Annotated in this window: 25 protein-coding genes and 2 pseudogenes; 4 read left to right on the top strand and 23 right to left on the bottom strand. The window is 32.7% G+C overall.

The window, feature by feature from the left end; all coding sequences use genetic code 11:
- Window positions 1–664: 664 nt before the first annotated feature.
- The 5 genes from ABC374_RS02575 to ABC374_RS02555 form a co-directional block, all read right to left on the bottom strand.
- Window positions 665–802: a hypothetical protein gene (locus tag ABC374_RS02575; RefSeq protein WP_350301399.1), complete on the bottom strand. Its 138-nt coding sequence runs from the start codon at window positions 800–802 to the stop codon at window positions 665–667.
- A 138-nt stretch (window positions 803–940) separates the two neighbouring features.
- Entirely contained in the window at window positions 941–1120 is a 180-nt protein-coding gene (locus ABC374_RS02570; protein ID WP_413015719.1) for a hypothetical protein, read from the bottom strand.
- Window positions 1121–1353: 233 nt separating this feature from the next.
- Window positions 1354–2127 carry an SDR family oxidoreductase gene (locus ABC374_RS02565; RefSeq protein WP_413015717.1) on the bottom strand — a complete coding sequence of 258 codons (774 nt, stop codon included), beginning with the start codon at window positions 2125–2127 and terminating at the stop codon, window positions 1354–1356.
- Between the two features lie 159 nt (window positions 2128–2286).
- Entirely contained in the window at window positions 2287–2565 is a 279-nt protein-coding gene (locus ABC374_RS02560; RefSeq protein WP_413020244.1) for an NIPSNAP family protein, read from the bottom strand.
- Between the two features lie 166 nt (window positions 2566–2731).
- On the bottom strand, window positions 2732–3094 hold the full coding sequence (locus ABC374_RS02555; protein WP_241638044.1) for a cupin domain-containing protein: 363 nt from the start codon (window positions 3092–3094) through the stop codon (window positions 2732–2734).
- Window positions 3095–3675: 581 nt separating this feature from the next.
- Between ABC374_RS02555 and ABC374_RS02550 the strand changes: the two are divergent.
- Window positions 3676–4011: pseudogene (locus ABC374_RS02550) on the top strand (D-Ala-D-Ala carboxypeptidase VanY); the annotation flags it as partial.
- 65 nt (window positions 4012–4076) lie between these two features.
- A complete protein-coding gene (locus tag ABC374_RS02545) occupies window positions 4077–4604 on the top strand; it encodes a VanZ family protein (protein WP_413015714.1) in 528 nt (175 codons plus the stop codon).
- A 70-nt stretch (window positions 4605–4674) separates the two neighbouring features.
- Here the strand turns inward: ABC374_RS02545 and ABC374_RS02540 are convergent, their stop codons facing one another.
- The 4 genes from ABC374_RS02540 to ABC374_RS02525 form a co-directional block, all read right to left on the bottom strand.
- The gene (locus tag ABC374_RS02540) at window positions 4675–4905 is read right to left on the bottom strand and encodes a TIGR04104 family putative zinc finger protein (RefSeq protein ID WP_413015712.1); all 231 of its coding nucleotides are present in this window, start codon (window positions 4903–4905) and stop codon (window positions 4675–4677) included.
- A 110-nt stretch (window positions 4906–5015) separates the two neighbouring features.
- Window positions 5016–5243 (bottom strand): DUF3953 domain-containing protein, encoded by a 228-nt coding sequence (locus ABC374_RS02535; protein ID WP_350302794.1) that lies wholly within the window; start codon window positions 5241–5243, stop codon window positions 5016–5018.
- A gap of 268 nt (window positions 5244–5511) precedes the next feature.
- Window positions 5512–5784 carry a hypothetical protein gene (locus ABC374_RS02530; RefSeq protein WP_413015710.1) on the bottom strand — a complete coding sequence of 91 codons (273 nt, stop codon included), beginning with the start codon at window positions 5782–5784 and terminating at the stop codon, window positions 5512–5514.
- 209 nt (window positions 5785–5993) lie between these two features.
- On the bottom strand, window positions 5994–6407 hold the full coding sequence (locus ABC374_RS02525) for a hypothetical protein (RefSeq protein WP_413015708.1): 414 nt from the start codon (window positions 6405–6407) through the stop codon (window positions 5994–5996).
- A gap of 363 nt (window positions 6408–6770) precedes the next feature.
- Here ABC374_RS02525 and ABC374_RS02520 point away from each other — a divergent pair, with 363 nt between their 5' ends.
- Entirely contained in the window at window positions 6771–6974 is a 204-nt protein-coding gene (locus tag ABC374_RS02520; RefSeq protein ID WP_214750194.1) for an alpha/beta-type small acid-soluble spore protein, read from the top strand.
- Window positions 6975–7374: 400 nt separating this feature from the next.
- Here ABC374_RS02520 and ABC374_RS02515 read toward each other — a convergent pair whose 3' ends face one another.
- From ABC374_RS02515 to ABC374_RS02485, 7 genes and pseudogenes are all read right to left on the bottom strand, one after another.
- Window positions 7375–7752, bottom strand: coding sequence for a hypothetical protein (locus tag ABC374_RS02515; protein WP_413015706.1), 378 nt, complete (start codon window positions 7750–7752; stop codon window positions 7375–7377).
- Window positions 7753–7952: 200 nt separating this feature from the next.
- Window positions 7953–8147, bottom strand: a complete 195-nt coding sequence (locus ABC374_RS02510) for a hypothetical protein (RefSeq protein ID WP_413015704.1) — start codon at window positions 8145–8147, stop codon at window positions 7953–7955.
- A gap of 221 nt (window positions 8148–8368) precedes the next feature.
- Window positions 8369–8818 carry a hypothetical protein gene (locus ABC374_RS02505; RefSeq protein WP_413015702.1) on the bottom strand — a complete coding sequence of 150 codons (450 nt, stop codon included), beginning with the start codon at window positions 8816–8818 and terminating at the stop codon, window positions 8369–8371.
- Window positions 8819–9390: 572 nt separating this feature from the next.
- Entirely contained in the window at window positions 9391–9771 is a 381-nt protein-coding gene (locus ABC374_RS02500) for a hypothetical protein (protein ID WP_413015700.1), read from the bottom strand.
- A 129-nt stretch (window positions 9772–9900) separates the two neighbouring features.
- Window positions 9901–10395, bottom strand: coding sequence for a DinB family protein (locus ABC374_RS02495; RefSeq protein WP_057276098.1), 495 nt, complete (start codon window positions 10393–10395; stop codon window positions 9901–9903).
- A 191-nt stretch (window positions 10396–10586) separates the two neighbouring features.
- The gene (locus ABC374_RS02490; protein ID WP_350301387.1) at window positions 10587–11093 is read right to left on the bottom strand and encodes a hypothetical protein; all 507 of its coding nucleotides are present in this window, start codon (window positions 11091–11093) and stop codon (window positions 10587–10589) included.
- 118 nt (window positions 11094–11211) lie between these two features.
- Window positions 11212–11313 (bottom strand): annotated as a pseudogene (locus ABC374_RS02485) (integrase); the annotation flags it as partial.
- 55 nt (window positions 11314–11368) lie between these two features.
- Here ABC374_RS02485 and ABC374_RS02480 point away from each other — a divergent pair.
- The gene (locus tag ABC374_RS02480) at window positions 11369–12139 is read left to right on the top strand and encodes a sporulation protein (RefSeq protein ID WP_350301386.1); all 771 of its coding nucleotides are present in this window, start codon (window positions 11369–11371) and stop codon (window positions 12137–12139) included.
- Window positions 12140–12394: 255 nt separating this feature from the next.
- Here the strand turns inward: ABC374_RS02480 and ABC374_RS02475 are convergent, their stop codons facing one another.
- The 7 genes from ABC374_RS02475 to fosM all read right to left on the bottom strand — a co-directional run bounded on the left by ABC374_RS02475 (window position 12395) and on the right by fosM (window position 17154).
- Window positions 12395–12709 carry a hypothetical protein gene (locus tag ABC374_RS02475; RefSeq protein WP_377430298.1) on the bottom strand — a complete coding sequence of 105 codons (315 nt, stop codon included), beginning with the start codon at window positions 12707–12709 and terminating at the stop codon, window positions 12395–12397.
- A gap of 220 nt (window positions 12710–12929) precedes the next feature.
- Complete coding sequence (locus tag ABC374_RS02470; protein ID WP_413015696.1) at window positions 12930–13304, bottom strand: STAS/SEC14 domain-containing protein; 375 nt, start codon at window positions 13302–13304, stop codon at window positions 12930–12932.
- A 503-nt stretch (window positions 13305–13807) separates the two neighbouring features.
- A complete protein-coding gene (locus tag ABC374_RS02465; RefSeq protein WP_413015694.1) occupies window positions 13808–14257 on the bottom strand; it encodes a YrvL family regulatory protein in 450 nt (149 codons plus the stop codon).
- 271 nt (window positions 14258–14528) lie between these two features.
- The gene (locus ABC374_RS02460; protein ID WP_413015692.1) at window positions 14529–15080 is read right to left on the bottom strand and encodes a GNAT family N-acetyltransferase; all 552 of its coding nucleotides are present in this window, start codon (window positions 15078–15080) and stop codon (window positions 14529–14531) included.
- A gap of 151 nt (window positions 15081–15231) precedes the next feature.
- Window positions 15232–15429: a hypothetical protein gene (locus ABC374_RS02455; RefSeq protein WP_350301376.1), complete on the bottom strand. Its 198-nt coding sequence runs from the start codon at window positions 15427–15429 to the stop codon at window positions 15232–15234.
- Between the two features lie 573 nt (window positions 15430–16002).
- Complete coding sequence (locus ABC374_RS02450; protein ID WP_413015689.1) at window positions 16003–16695, bottom strand: aspartate/glutamate racemase family protein; 693 nt, start codon at window positions 16693–16695, stop codon at window positions 16003–16005.
- A gap of 36 nt (window positions 16696–16731) precedes the next feature.
- Window positions 16732–17154 carry a FosM family fosfomycin resistance protein gene (fosM, locus tag ABC374_RS02445; RefSeq protein WP_350301374.1) on the bottom strand — a complete coding sequence of 141 codons (423 nt, stop codon included), beginning with the start codon at window positions 17152–17154 and terminating at the stop codon, window positions 16732–16734.
- Window positions 17155–17161: the final 7 nt, after the last annotated feature.

The following is a 17161-nucleotide window of genomic DNA, read 5'->3' as shown; positions in this document are numbered from 1 at the left end:
CTCTAATACCAAAAACTACCTAACATATTGAAGAATTAACTGATATAACGCTATGCAAAGTCCTAAAATACTCGCTTTCATTTTTGATGGATGGTTACTTTTACTGCGAAACAAGTAAAAGAAAACTAATATAAAACCCAAAGGAATCCATAGCTGAAAGACACCTTCTTTTGTACTGCGGGAAAAAACAGGAGCAATGTAAGTGCTTATCAGAAAGTAAAAGAAAATCGTAAATCGTCGTGTTTCTAATTTCTTGCTCCACCTTACTAAAAAGAAAATAATAATTATTGCGATAATCGTAATGTGTAAAGGGGGTAGCACAATAGCACCGTTCCCAAATTTGAATTCCAATCTGAATTGCCCTCCTTTTTTTATAGTGTATATCCATTTAAAGGGAAATTTAGAATGTTTTTATTTGAAGTTATATCTTCCTCCGTAAATATCATTTAACCTATTCCACCTACCCCTTTAGTGCTATAAGAAAAAAGCTGCCTCAGCAACCTCCCTTATTGAAGTAAAGCACCCGTTAGTTCATTAAGCCTTTTTTCTTTTCTTCTAGTCTGTCACTTAATTCGTTAAATTCTGAACTACCTTCAAGCATTGATGATTTTTTTGCTAACAAACTCCCTTTTTCAACTGACTTACCTCGTTACTTAATAACATATTATTTTTTATCTCTTATTTCTTCTAAGATTTCTATTACACGATTGTTTTGTTTCTCAATAGATTTCAACCTTTTTTCAATTATGCTTGAAGAAAAAAACAAAATAAGTACAATGGCAATTCCAACGATTATATCCATTTTTAATCTCCCGCTAATTTATTTCAGTTAAGTACCCGTTAAACCTGCCCCGTTAGTTCCATAAGAAAAAGAGCTTCTAATCAGCTCCTGTTATTGAAATAAAGCACCGGTTAGTTTTAAATCAAATTATTTTCACATCTATTTATCTTCGTTATTACTTCTCTCATTATTTTGAAGATAAATCTTTTTAAGAGTTGAATTTATATTATTCAATGCAATTAGAATAACCCCCAACATAACAAAGGTTACTATTTCCCCAGTAAACGTAGATACTATTCCTAAAATTACAGCATAAAGCATGTATAACCAATTACTCATTTATTCAATATCCTCCCTAATCTACATAATTATCTAATTTTACCACAAAATTTCAATTTTCTTTATACAACTACCCTGCCCAATAGTTGCATAATAAAAGGAGCTGCTGATCAGCTCCTGATAATGAAGTAAAGCACCTGTTAGTATAAGTACAATCCTTCACAAATTGATATCTATCCTTGGAATTTAATACAACAAAAAGGTTCTAGAACCAAAGACTTTTTTAGTTTAATTTACCTTTTAAATCCACCTTCTGAATGAATAATCTGACCTGTAATCCAATCTGCTTCATCGCTCACTAGAAATTTAATAGTTTTTGCAACATCTCTTGGTTTTCCTATCCTACCGAAAGGAAACATCGGTTTTAATTCATTTTTTATTTCCTCTGTCATCCACCCTGTATCAGTTGGACCTGGATTTAATGCATTAACCGTTATTCCTAAAGGGGCTAATTCAGCCGACAATGTAATAGTTAGAGCATCAACTGCTCCTTTTGTTGTTGCATATGCTAATTCGCCAGGCATTGGTCCTCGAAACTGACCTGAAGTAATATTGACTATTCTTCCACCTGATTTCTTATCAAACCTTTGAGCAAATTTACTACTTAATAGTGTCGTTGCACGAACATTTACCTTGTAATGTTTATCTAATTCTTCGGCAGTTAAATTAGAAAAATCGTTGTTAGTTGAGTATGCTGCGTTATTAATCAAGATATCAGGATAACCAAGTTGTTCAGAAACTTTATTTATAAGTTGTTCAGGTGCATCATATGAAGTTAAATCTAACTCCATACATGATACCTTAACACCTTTTTTTATTAATTCTTCTTTTAATTTCATGGGCTCATCTAATTCAATACTCCAAGGCATTTTTTTATCATAATCTGTCCAATAAGTAAAAAATATATGGTAACCCGTTTCAGCTAACTCCTTACAAATAGCAGCTCCAATCCCTTTCAGACGGCTTACTCCCGTAATAATTGCAATTTTCCCTTTTAATTTGTCCATTATGATATTCCTCCATTACAAAAGTAAGTTTAAGTCTTAATACTTCACTAACCTGCCCCGTTAGTTGCATAAAGAAAAAGCTCCCTTAAAGACAGCTCCGATCTTAAACTAGCGCACCCGTTAGCTTAACAAGATATGTATAAGTTTTTATCTGTTCACTCACTCGAATACAGGGCGCATAAATCTTCTCTCATAACTTAAAATACATTTAGTTTCTTCTGCTAATTTATAAGCTTCCTGACACTCTGCATCTAATGCCATTTTTACTCGGTACTCTTCATATGCTGCTAAACTTGGGAAAGTGAATAAGGCATAAGCAATGTTATTAGCGCCCTCATGTGGAAGAAAATAACCTTGATGTGTACCGCCCAATTTATTAACTAATCGGATCCATATCTTACCGTATTCCTCGAATTCCTTTACTTTATAAGGGTCAATAACATATTTCAGATAGCATGTAACATTTTTAATCCTCCTGAAAATCTATTTTTTTCCATCATAACATGCAATTGAACTAACCTGCCCCGTTAGTGCCATAAGTAAAAGAGCTGCTGATCAGCTCTTAGCATTGAAGTAAAGCATACGTTAGTTCAACAAGATTTTTTTATTTATGTTCTTTAATTGGCATAAAATTAGAAGGGGTTAATTCTTCAGATTCAATTACAATTGCAGTTAGTCCAGTGGCAGTTGCTGTTTCGTGTCCTTCACCCTTTTCCCAAAAGACCACATCGTTAGCTTTTATATTTACTTTTAATTCATCATCACCACGAACCCATCCTTCCCCATCTACAACAATGAGCAATTGTGGGATAACAGCTTGATGGAAACCTACAATTCCGTTAGCTTCTAAATGCATACAACCAATTTGTGTAGGTTTTTCTGTTTTTACAATTCGAGACATAATGAAATTTGAATTAAAATGAGAAACGTTTTTTCCTACTTCTTTGTCAAATCTATAAAATTCCAAAAAGATTCCCCCCCTCTTTTTACATTCACTTTTTAAATACTACGTACTTAATCAATAGTCCTGTTTAAAATTTATTCTTTCACTAATCTGCCCCGTTAGTTGCATAAGAAAAAGCTGCTTAAAGACAGCTCCGATCTTCAGCTAAAGCACCCGTTAGTTCATTAAGAAAAGCGATTCTTATCGGAACAACTTTATCGACGTGATTACATATTTCACTGGCGGTATGTCAAAATCCATCAATTATTAGTGTTGGTTTTGAATAAGGTTTGATTTAAAATTTTCTGTAAACCCACAAGCTATGGCTAATAAAAGGAAACCATTTTGAATGGACTCTCCGTTTTCTAAAAAAGTTCAATCAAAGCTCATTTAGAAATCTTTGATTGAAAAGATAAAGTATCACAACTTTATTCAAAACTTCGCATCTTTCTTACAAACATCGCAATTTTATTTTAAAGACACAATTACCAATGGCGGATTAAAATCCAAGTAAAAATTTAAGAAAAATTTAATATTTACCCCACTTTTTATTTTAAAAGTTTTTCCTATCCTATAAACAAGTTACATCAAGGAGGAGACTAAAAATGAAAAAGTGGGGATATTTATTGGTTTTTGCATTATTTCTAGTTTTTATTTTTAATATATTACCGATATCCCAAGATAAAGTAGAGGATTAAATATATGAACAAAATGATAATACAGCTACTGAAAACCCCCATAAGATTGAGATTACAGAAGAGCAGATCTATCAAGGGAATCTGCTTTTGATTAACAGTGAATACGCTGTTCAACAAGCTGGTATAAAATCGGATATCATAAATTTATTTACACACAAAGAATTAACAACCTGATACCAGTTACTTAATAGTGTAATAAAATTATCAGAAGAAATAGCTGAAAAATTTTCGAAGATGATAGCAATAGTGTAAAGTAGGATAAAGCTTAAATTATAAATTTGAAAAAGAATTAGGAATTGAGGATTTATATGAAAAATCAAAAAAAAATAACTGCTGGCTTGTTGGCCGTATATTTATTTGCATTAACATGGATTATAGTCTTTAAAATGCAATTTTCATTTCAAGGCTTGCCGGATTTTAGGGAAATCAACTTAATCCCTTTTGCTGGTTCAGCTAATGTTAATAATCAAATAGATTTTAATGAAATAATCTATAATGTACTTGCATTTATCCCATTTGGAATTTATATCAGTATGCTAAAACCAAATTGGTCTTTCTTGAAAAAGATTGCAGTAATAGCAGGAGTTAGTTTGTTATTTGAAGTATTGCAATTCATCTTTGCTATAGGAGCTAGCGATATAACTGACTTTATGGGAAATACATTAGGTGGAATTATTGGAGTTGGAGTTTATATTGTATTTTGTAAGCTGTTTAGTACAAAAGCAAATAAAATCCTTAATGTTTTAGCTTCAATCGGAACGATATGCATTGTTGCATTATTGCTGTTATTAACATATCTCAGGATTAGTGGTGTTATTATTTATAAAGTTTCCTAAGTAATTGGAGAATTGCTGTTCATGAAAATTAAATGGCATCAAAATAATAACCAAAGCATATGCAACTATTTCAAAAGCTAAGACATAACTTTTTAGGTACACCAAATGATACTAATGGTACAAACAATAAAGATATAAATAGGCTTAATAGCTTTCTTGATTTCTTGGAAATGTATTGGGATGAATCACAGGATGGACATCTTAACTTTTTTTTAAAGGTAAACATTTTTAAAAAAGCCTCTATCCAACCCCATTTATAGCCACAGTGGACATATTGGCATATGAAGCAACCTCCTTTCAATTAAATCAATATTACAAATTATATCTTTTATTCCTAAACTAAACTGCCCCGTTAGTTCCATAAGAAAAAGCTACCTTAAAGATAGCTCCGATCTTCAGCTAACGCACCTGTTAGTTCATTAAGAAACCCTGTATGGAAACAAAGAAAACAAATAAAGAGATACCAATGCTCATATATCCCCAAAAGCCTTTTCTGTCTTTTTGAAGTTCGGATAATCCTGTAACTAACATAATTGCCCCCAAGAACAACATAGAATACGGCATCAACTCAAAATTTTCAGTAATTAGCTGATAGGCTGATAAAGCAAGAACAATTATTGCTAAGATAATTCTAATCATTTTCAAGAATATATTTCCCCCTAAAAATTAAGTTCTGTACAATTTCTGTTTCAATCATACCATTTGACACCTTTTCATTTGTGTAAAAAATGGAAACTTCTTTATGCAACTAACATGCCCCGATAGTTGCATATAGAAAAAGCTGCCTTAAAGACAGCCCCGATCTTCAGCTAACGCACCCGTTAGTTCTATAAGACTTATCACAGAGTTGACACAAACTGTGCGATATATCTCTTATTGGAAAAATCCAACCCCTTTGTACTAAAGATTATGGACCTTGTGTAAGTATAGCGACGATGTTATATAAGATTGGGAACACAAATAAAATGATGTTGAAAATTATTCCAGCTAACGAAAGTTTATCGCGATTCATTTTATAGCCTACGAATCCAAATATAGCTCCTATTGGACACAGTATAAACGGAAATACGAGTGGCATTCCTTGAATTTTCAAGGATACGATATCAAATAAAAAGTTAATGATCAATAATGTTAAAACAGACGGGATTAGAACGGATATAAGTCCTGGTATTTTTTGCACAACAATTGCCCCTTAATGAATTAGATTATAAAAATTTGTGCCCTTAATGATAATTTAACACTACCTAATTTTAACAAAAATAAGTATGTTTGTGTAAATATCGAACTACACAGTACGAATACACTACGCTTATGGAACTAACCTGCCCCGATAGTTCCATAAAGAAAAAACGCCTTAAAGGCAGCTCCGATCTTCAGCTAAAGCACCCGTTACTTAAGAAAAAAATTTTTTAGGGCTTGTGCATTATCTTTATCTAACTCTCCATAACTTTCGTTTTCATTATTGCTAATAATTGTTGCTGTACCTGCACTTTCATTAAACCAAATTTCATATTCATAAAGTCTTTCAGGTATATTTTCACCAAAAGTGTAAAACAAATTAGCTTCTACGTCGGGTTTTCTAGCCATTTTAACCACTTTATCATCCCATTTGATTTGTTCAAATGCCTGCCTTAGCAGCTCTATTGATTCGCTATCTGTTATCATTACGACATCTTCGTAATTTTCTTCTGTATCAATTTTTTGAACATCTACTCTTGATAATTTTCCTTTTTCTTCCCCAATACAACCGACCAACACCATAAAGACAAAAAGAGAAATAAAATTTATTATATTTTTCATCATACACCTCCATAAATTCAGAAGTTTACATTACATAATAGTACCAGCTTATCTTCAACTATCCTGCCCCGTTAGTACCATAAGAAAAAGGCAGCCTAAGCAACCTGCCTTATTGTATTGACACAAACTGTGAAATAGGAGGAGAAAACCTCTACATCAGATTATTTGCTTTTCGGAGCTTCTGAAACCCTTACCTTGCGACCCGGTTGCTTCAATGTTTTCCTGTACCTCTTCCCTTCTAGAGCTACAGATGAGTTTAATTTCACTTAATCACTGCCTTGATTTATTTTAAATTCTATGTATATAACTCTTAACAATATCAAAACCTATGACTAGCAACACATTACATTCATAGGAGCTGACAACATGGCTAGAAATAACAACAGTAATCAATTAGTAGTTAATGGTGCAGAGCAAGCTCTAGAACAAATGAAATACGAAATCTCTAGTGAATTCGGTGTTACACTTGGCGCTGATACAACATCTCGTGCGAACGGATCTGTTGGTGGAGAAATTACAAAACGTTTAGTGCAAATGGCTGAACAACAATTAGGCGGAAGAACTCGTTAATCGTAATCATATGTAATGTTAGGGATAGTGATTGGACTATCCCTATTTATAATTTTGCAAATTTAAAAAAAGAAACAGAAACATCAGTAGCTGTTATTTTGTTACGCAAGAAAGGCTGCCGCAGCAACCCCTGTTATTGAAGTAAAGCACCTGTTAGTTCTTTAAGAGGCTTCACAAAAGTATGTAGTGTTAGTGAATACAATTCTAGCTGTTCTCTATGCACTAAATGTTCAGAAAAAGGGATAATTGAAATATGAATAGCAGATTTAACTGGTAGCAGAAATCTCTTGTTCTGCTGTACCTCCAACCATATATAAAATAGGAAATTACAGATTGGATACATCGCTGGTTTCATGAAAAGGGTAAAAATCTGACTGACCTTATGAAAGCTTTCCAATCATTACTCCCATGGATTTTCGTATTTTTTTCTAATTTTATCGACTTTATTATATTCGCAAATGATATCTTTGCCTGATAATTGAACTTTCATCGTATTTTTATCGACTATAATAGTAAAATTGTCAAAACCACCACCATAATCAAATTCATAATCATTATTCTCTATATGCTTATATGTTCCAGAAGATTGTTCTCCGCCCTGGACTCTTGAATTTTGAATTTCAAAATTGTTTTTCCCTTTAAAGGTAAAGGAGTCTCGACAAACACTCTTTTCTCCATCCTTCTTTTTCCACGTACCTTTCCAAGATGGTGCTTTTTCTTCACCACACGCAGCTAATACTAATGCAGCCATCGTTGAGATCATTAACATTTTTTTCATTTATACACCTACTCCAAAGGACAACTTTATTTCCTGCTACTTTTAATACGAACGAAAAAGGAAAAAGTTTCCTTATTGAACTAACCTGCCCCGTTTGTTAATTAAATTTGAAAGTATTATTGTAAAAGCTATATATTAAGAAGGCCGCCAATTGGCGGCCTTCTTATGGCGCTAACGCCCGTTTGTTGAAATAAAGTTATTTAATCTTTTTTACCTTGATTGACCTTAATTAATTCATCAAGCTTCTCATTTCTTTCTCGGTCTAATATTGTTTTTTCATTCATGAATTTAATTACCTTAAATACAAAATAAATGGAAAAACCAGTAATAACTATACAAAAAATAATAGGGAAAAAAGCTACAAGAGCAAATAATCCATCTCCACCATTAACCATTTCAAACCTCGAAAACTATTAAATATATTAATATTATACAGTAGCTTCTTCTATTAAAATGCCCCGATAGTTGGATAAAGAAAAAGCTGCCCTAAAGACAGCTCCGATCTTCAGCTAACGCACCTGTTAGTTTAAGTACTATTCTTCACAAACTACCAGCTGGTTTAATTCAATAAGAAGAAATAACGTCCTGTTGACGAAATTGTTGTATGGTTAATGTTTTAATTATTGTTATTAGATAGGTATTCTGCTACATCTTTTGGAACTTTAAAATTTAAATTTAGTTTCTTGGTTTTTAATTCGATATAAGGACTATCTTTATATGTAATAATTGTAGCGATTTGTATAAGTTCCTTTTTATCTGTATTAGGCTCTCCGAGTTTGACTGTATCCTCTTGGTACATCTTATAAATATACCCTTTAGTTGAATTTGAAGGAATATCTACAATACTCCATTTATCAACTTCTAGTGTATTAACAAATTCATTTACATCATCTTGATTATCTATAACGTTTAAAACCAATTCTGGATTTTCTTCTGACGATACTTCTATCTTTTGGGATTTATCAAGCCCAGGATCTTCTTTCATATCTTCTTTTTCTATACTACACCCGAATAAAAATATAGATACGCTAAAAGCAAATATCAATTTCATACAAACTTTTTTCATAATTGTTGTCTCCTCAAAGAATAAAATTCATACAATCACTTACTGAATTAAGAAAATTTTAACATTTATTGATTATTATTACTATACATCTACACTAAATTAATATCGGTCTTAAGCCTATCCTGCCCCGACAGTTGCATAAAGAAAGAGCTGCCTTAAAGACAGCTCTGATCTTCAGCTAATGCACCTGTTAGTACATTAAAGCATAGTTTTATTATTTATGATTTTTTAATATTCGAACCTCTTCTTCCAGTTTATCTATTTTTTGTTGAAGCTCTTTTTTCGGTTTCACTAGTTTTCTTAGTAAAAACAATACTAATATTACGAAAAGAGAAGATAGAATTAATTCTGGAATACCTATATTACTCAACAAATACACACCGCCCAATTAATATCGTTATCCAAATTTTAGTTTTTTTTATAAAAATAGTCAATAATTATGGTTCGACTAAGCTACGCTTAATGAACTAAACTGCCCCTTTAGTTGCATAACAAAAAGGTTGCTTCAGCAACCTCCCTTATTGAAGTAAAGCACCCGTTAGTTCATTAACAAATTAAGCGTTGAAGTATGTTTAATAAATGGTTTGCCAAAACCTATCACTTTTCATATCTTCAACTACTTTTTTAAATGTATTTAAAATCTGTTTAACATTCTCATCACTAAATATAATCATTTGAACTGGGGAGCTACTTGTAGTACCTCCATTTTTTGAACAAGGAAAAATCCTTATTTGAGAAAAATGCTTCCAATCAAATGCCTCAATCAGCCAGTGTGTAGCATAAGGGTATTCAGGTGTTATTTCATCATTATTCAGAGCATACTTATCCCTTTCTCCAATTGGTAAAAACTCATATCTTATACACCGATTGCCTTTTCGTTTAAATCTTTGACCTTTGGCTTCATTTAAAGCATTATATCTATTTTCTAATTTTTTCTTTAATCGCTTTCTCATTTTCCACCTCTAATTAACATTACTTAATGAACTAACCTGCCCCGTTAGTGCCATAAGAAAAAGGCTGCCTCAGCAACCTTTCTTATTGAAGTAAGCACCCGATATTTCAAGTAGGCACTAGTGCAACTTTTATTTATCTACTCCTGCATCTATTTTCCAGCTATTTTGCAACTTCCGGATATAAATGATCTGACCAATGTGATATGCGTTATGAGTTGACACATTTCCGAGTATTGCCCACCATTTCACGTGTCCAGGATAACCATTAACTTCTCTCTCAACTTTTTCTTCAGATAATAACTCTTGCCAACGTAAAAGCACCTCTAATAGTTGTTTTTTTAAGTCAGCAAAAGTATGATTTTCAGGAATAATAAAGCTGTTATTATTATTTCCTATTGAAGGCACAGCATCAACGTGAGATTTTTGGTACCTTGTTTGCCATGTTTGATTCCAATATAGTAGATGCTGCACAATTTCAGCAATACTATTACTTTCTTCGTTTGGCTTCCAAAATGCATGTTCCTCAGACAATCTTTCTATTGAATCTGAAAATGGTAGGTACCAACTTGGGTCATTAGCATTTGCCAACAACTGATCCGATAAAACATCTTTTGCATGAACCATAACAAACACTCCTAATTTTTATACTGTTTTTTCTAAATATTTAAACAATACCATCTTATTATATTCTACATAGTATATTGATTGTCCTGTTCTTATTAAGCTAACCTGCCCCGTTAGTGCCATAAGAAAAAGCTGCCTTAAAGACAGCTCCGATCTTCAGCTAAATCACCAGTTAGTTGATTAAGGATTAATTAAAACTTAATGTTTAATAATTCTTTCATTTCAAGAAGAACATCAGTATGTTTTTCTTTTGATAAATACATCATTTTCTGTTCTGCTCCATTTGCTTCTTGCTTCTTTCCGTTCGGTTCTTGAAACATAATCCTTCCATCACTAAAAAAATTCATAGTGTACACTTTGTTATCCATGGTTTCTTTATCGGATAATACAAAAAAGTAATTCCCTTTTTTATTTAATTCTTTACTCTTCTCCAATAACTCCTTATTAGGAGGTTGCACAACTTCCATTTTGTTCACTTTCTCTATAAAAGCTTGTACTTCATTAATATCTGTAATGACCTTTGAAGTTGAATTGGAAGATACCCCTTTCTCATCAACACTTTGCACTAATAAGGTTGTATATTCATCTATATTAGGTATTTCTAAAATTTCACTTTTCGTTTTTGTAGTTTCTAAACTACAAGCATTTAAGAATACTATCATTAAAGTGCAAAAAGAAAACATCTTGAAAAATCTCAAATTTCATCCCTCCATTTCTTCCTTCTACACTATACTAAAATTGGAAAATTTTCCATGATTATCAACCATCCTGCCCCGATAGTTTATTAAGAACAAAATAAAAAGGACCCTTGGTCCCTTAAAAATACTTTCTATACAAGTCTCTCCGCATTGCACCACTTAGTTTTATGGTTTCACTTTTTTCATGGCCCATTAAACTTTGAACCACTTCTAGAGGCGCTCATGAACCTATTATGCTATGCTATTTATAGACTTACAAAGGGGGAATTATGTACATGTCATTTTTTGATAAAATGAAAGCAAGCATCGGAATCGGTGCGGCGAAAGTGGATACAAAATTAGAAAAAGATTCATACAAACAAGGAGAAACGGTAAAAGGGAACGTGTTTGTCCTTGGCGGAAACACCCAACAGGAAATCAATGGGCTGTACATCCATGTGATGACACAGGTTTTGAGGGAACAGGATGACCGTAAGTATTTAGATGATGTTACCCTTTACAAAATAAAGGTTTCGGATGCATTCGTCATTGAAAAAGGCGAAGAAAAGGTGATTCCGTTTTCCTTGCAACTTCCGTACGAAACGCCAATCACGATAGGAGACGTGTCTGTGTGGATGAAGACGGAAATGGATGTGACGTTCGCATTGGACCCTAAAGATAACGATTATATAAACGTATTTGAAAATGAAACAGTCAGTAGCTTCCTAAAAGCAATCGAATCATTAGGGTTTTACTTGAACAAAGTGAAAAATATACCCTTCAAACGTAGCAAAACGGGTGTCTTTCAGGAATTCGAATACAAGCCAAAGGGCGGTCCATTCCAAAGAAGCCTTGATGAGGTTGAAATCGGATTCGTCGCGGACGCTCAATCCGTAGATTTATTCATCGAAGTGGATAGAAAAGCAAGAGGACTTTCTGGGTTTTTGGAAAGTGCAGCAGGAATGGATGAATCCAAGATCCGAGTGCAATACAAACATTTCCAAAAAGAAAGTGTAGAAACAGCCAAGCAAGAACTAATGGATATACTATCCCGTTATTCTCGATAAATTGGATTTGCTTATCTGCCTTATATAAACCCCATACATCAGTTAAGATCATACCTGTTTCTCTCCAATCTATACCATATTAATAGACAGTATAGACAAAAGAAGAACTATTATACTAGAATAGTAGATTTTTCATTAAACAATAACACCTGTTAGTTAAAGAAGAAAAATTGCCTTAAGACAGCTCCAATCTTCAGCTAACGCACCCGTTAAAGGAGTTGCCCTAACAACTCCTTTAAGAACAAAATTTATTTATTAGGCACTAATAATACTGTTTTTATTTTTAAAGTAAATAAACAAATTAAATATGCTTAACCCTAAAATTATAAGAAACAAATATGAGGAAATAACATCTCCTCCTAAATTTAATTCATCAGCTATGTATCCCATAATAATAAGATTAATACCAGAAACAATTATTGAAATTATTGAAGTAATACTAACTGTGAATCCATTAACGAGGTTGCTCCGTTTCTTTTGAACCAATAAAATAATGGTAATAACAATTAAACTAATGATAAAAGTAATAAAAACTAATCTTAAAAAATCGTATATTTCCAACCCTTCCATAGTCATCCCCCTTATTATCCTTTTCCTATTGATTTTTACCACAAAAAACCATTATCCTTATGCAACTAAACTGCCCCGTTAGTTGCATAAGAAAAGGCTGCCACAGCAACCCCCCTGTTATTGAAGTAAAGCACCCGTTAGTTCTATAGCTTATTGCAGAGTTGACACAAACTGTGCATTAAAAAAAGTTACCTTTCAGCAACTTAGGAGTAATAATCCGTTATTTATATTTAGTAAGCCAGTCAATTAATTGGTCATAATTACTTGAGAACATTGCATTGTCTTTGGTATTAGACTGTTCAAGGTGAATTAGAATATCCCCTTCTTCTAATAAAAAAGCGACTGCAATGGTGTTCTCTAATATATTATTAGAGAACAATTTGTCTTTCCACAATTTTTGTACAGAAAAATGTTCTGGAGTATAACCTTTACGATTAACTAACATCTTATACTTTTTTCCTTGTCTAATAAATGAATAGCACGTTTTCTCAAATGAATTAAACCAGGTGTTTACATCAGCAAGGGTTATGAAACCTGTCAAATTAGTAATTATAATATCTTCAGAAATGGATGTACTTATATTAGTAACATTCAATTAAACAACAACTCCTTACTATCATTATAAACCAAATAGTGGAAAATTATATGAGTTTTAATGTTGCACAGTTCGAATAAACAAGGAAGGAGTCATTCACATGAAAGAATTAGCCGAGTTTAGAAGAATCGTGGACTGAATGGGGATTTAAAATAAAGAACTTTTATTAAAAGAAGCAGCGAAAATAGGTTCATTACCTGTTGATACGCCTTTACCTAAGATTCCAGGATGGCCTCTAAACATATAAGGTCCGTACGTGACCGGATATACAGAAGCCCATTATTAGGATATCTTGATTCAAATTTTCAAAGAAGATTTTTATAAATGGTGGACCAAAAATGCACGGTGAATATGGAAAAATCTCAGCATGGGCTAATTTGTCTTACCTTTGAGTCTGTCTTTGCCTTAAATAATATAAACCACGAGCTAAGTTCACTTCCAACTCCATTATTCTACACCTGAGGTACAGGAAATCCCCAATTATACTTAAGTAAATTGTTTTATTAGGGGATTTCCTTATCATCGTCGAAAACAATTTCTATTATGGCAAGTAGCAATGCAATAATAATCTCGGTTTTCAAGGAAAGTGTAATACTTTTCATAAACTCATCCACTGCGAACAGTACTAGCCAGTTCGATGTGCCTTCAAAACCGATTCGGATAAAAAACACCTTTATTTTTCCTGTTATATTTCGGACAGACAGCTTGAAAATTGCTTTGGAAAACAATTCGACAATGATGCCTAGAATAAAAAAACTGACAACAAAAATAACCAATGACCAGATAGATTCATACCGAACGCCGAGCAGTTCAAAAATCCCTGCCAGTCCAAAGAAATAAAGCCCCATAACAAAGCCCACTACCATAATAATGAGAAATGCTAATCCGGCAACTGTTGCCATCTTTTCTTTTATATTCATATCACGAAATGAATCATTTTTATTTTCTGGCATATGTCTGTTTCTCCTCCGTTAGTACTACATTAACGAGATAGTGATCCTACTTATTAAATATTCCATATCTATATTTATAAAATCATCCTCACGCTCATAATCATAATCTTTATATTTCTTGTTTTCAGGATGTTTTTATGACAATAGCAATAAGTTGAAGTAAAGAACCCTTTAATAAAAGAAGTTCAGCCAAATATATCTGGTTGAACCCATTAAACCATCGTCGGTCCACCATTTGGCTAATAATTTAGCATATCTCCCTCAGTATAATCTATAATCCTACTGAGTTTATAATCCCATAACATACTAGATCTTCAAATCGGTCTTCTTTCCTCACATGGTCAATTAATACCCCTTCTTTTTTCATGCCTAATTTTTGCATTACTCTTCCTGAAGCTGGATTTGAATTAAAGTAACGAGCAAATACTTTATGGTATTGCTTTTCTTCAAATGCAAAATGTAATATAGCTTGCGCTGCCTCTGTAGCATATCCATTTCCCCAAAATTTTTCACCAATCCAATAGGCTATTTCACCATGATTAAACTTGTGGTTGTTAGATAGCGCTATAGCTCCATATAATTCTCCACTTTCCTTATCTGTTATAGCAAATTCATATGATTTATTAGCATTAAAATTATTAAGATGATGCTCAATCCATGATAAAGCATCATCTATAGTATATGGATAAGGTAGGTACAATGTATTTTTATAAATATTATAATTATTACAAAGCTTAGTAACTGCTACTGCATCAGATATTTGAAAAAGTCTTAGTACTAGCCTTTTAGTGGTAATTGTTTTATTTAGTTTATCATATGTCATAAGAATCCCCCCCTTATATTTGGATACTAATTCTTACATACATTTATCCAAAATATCTTATTCAACTAACCTGCCCCTTTTCATAAGAATAGAGCTGCCACAGCAACCCTGTTATTAATGTAAAGCACCCGTTAGACTAGTATATTAATATTTATTGCTTGTCATCAGGTTCTTCCGTATTACCCATGTTTTTTTGATTTTTACTAATATGATTGGCTATAAATAAAAGTAAACCAAAACTCCCGCCAACAAGTACTCCGAAACCTGAACCAACAGCTAACCACTCCAAGGCGTAAAATACGATCACTCCTAGAAGAATATATGAAAAAACTGTATCTATCTTTATCAAGTCCAACCTTCTCCTTTACTGCAATATAAATTTTATTTCTAATCAATTAGCTGCATAAGCACAGCTTAAGCATGAAGAAAAGCTCCCGTTAGTCTAATTTCAAAAAGTATTCTACTGTATTAAATGACCTGAAAGTAATGTAACCAAGCAAAGGTAAATGGAATGGAGAGATAATAAATATTTATTAAGCACCCTAAAATCATTACGTACTTTATGACTCTTTTCTTAATAAGAATTGACAAAAATAGTCCAATAACCGGTAATAGAATAACTGCTATTTGTATCGTTATATTTTCAAAATTGTGCATCCCCCAAGGATTAACATTCATCAGACCCTTACTATGGATGCACAAAAAAGTTCCTGATAAGATCCAAATTAAAATAGTAATAAATATATATATTACATTTTTCATCTTTTTCTCCCTTTAAATTTGAGTCCCAAATTTTTATAGTAAAACTTTAACACATAATTCCATTTATTTGATTATCTTTCCTGAATTACCCTAACCCTCCAACTCCACAAAAAAAAGGCCGCCGCAGCAACCTTCCTTTTTAAAGCACAATGTCATCAAATCATTTTTCCAATGCCATATTAACGGCTTCAATGGCATGTATTACAGCCGTATCAAATAATGGCACTTCTGAATCCTCTGGTTTAACTAGTAATCCAATTTCTGTGCAGCCTAGTATTATTCCTTCCGCTCCATCATCAACTAACCCCTTGATTACGTTTTTGTAATATTCCCTTGATGATTGTTGAATTTCCCCTAAACATAATTCTTCATAAATTACTTTATTGATGACTTTTCTATCCTCATCATTTGGTATCAAAACCTTGATACCATTAGACTCTATTCGTGTTTTATAAAAGTCTTGCTCCATCGTATATTTAGTGCCCAGTAAACCAATCGTACTGATTTTGGACTTTTGAATTTGTTTTGCCGTTGAATCAGCAATGTGTAAAATCGGTAAATTGACTTTTTCTCCAATATTTCCGACCACTTTATGCATCGTATTTGTACAAATAAGAATCATTTCGGCACCTGCCTTTTCCAAAGACAAAGCTGCATCGCCTAATAATTTGCCTGAGCTTTCCCAATCCCCTTCAGCTTGGTAGCGTTCGATTTCTTCAAAATCCACGCTATATAAAATGCACTTGGCTGAATGCAATCCTCCCAATTTGGCTTTTACTTCTTCGTTAATGATTCGATAATATTCTAACGATGACTCCCAGCTCATGCCGCCAATAAGGCCAATAGTTTTCATGAACATTCCCCTTTTCATTTGAAAATAGCTTACTTATCAGTCGAAAAACTCCATATGTGCTTTTTCTTGTTTGTAGTAATCTATTCTATTTTGTAAAGTACCTGTATGAAACTCAAACTTATGACCATCTGGATCAGTGAAATAAATAGACTTCTTATCTTTTTCATCTCTTGGACGTCCTGACAGGATGTTTACATTCAATCCGATTAGTTTCTCGTACATGTTAATAAAGTCAGCTTCTTCTATGGAAAATGCTATATGTGTGTATGAATGGCTTATTTCATTACGGGGAATATCTTTTTCAACATTCAGGGCAATCCACATTCCATTCAAATCAAAATAGGCTGTAGTTCTGCCCTTAACTAATAATTTTGCATCAAAAACCTTTTGATAAAATTCTATGGAACTCTCTAAATCGGAAACTGAAAATAAAAAGTGATTCAAACCTTTTATAGACACATTACCA

This window comes from Peribacillus phoenicis, assembly GCF_047238085.1.
Classification (GTDB): Bacteria; Bacillota; Bacilli; order Bacillales; family DSM-1321; genus Peribacillus.
Note: the sequence above shows the minus strand (reverse complement) of the source record. Positions and strands in the feature narration are given on the sequence as shown.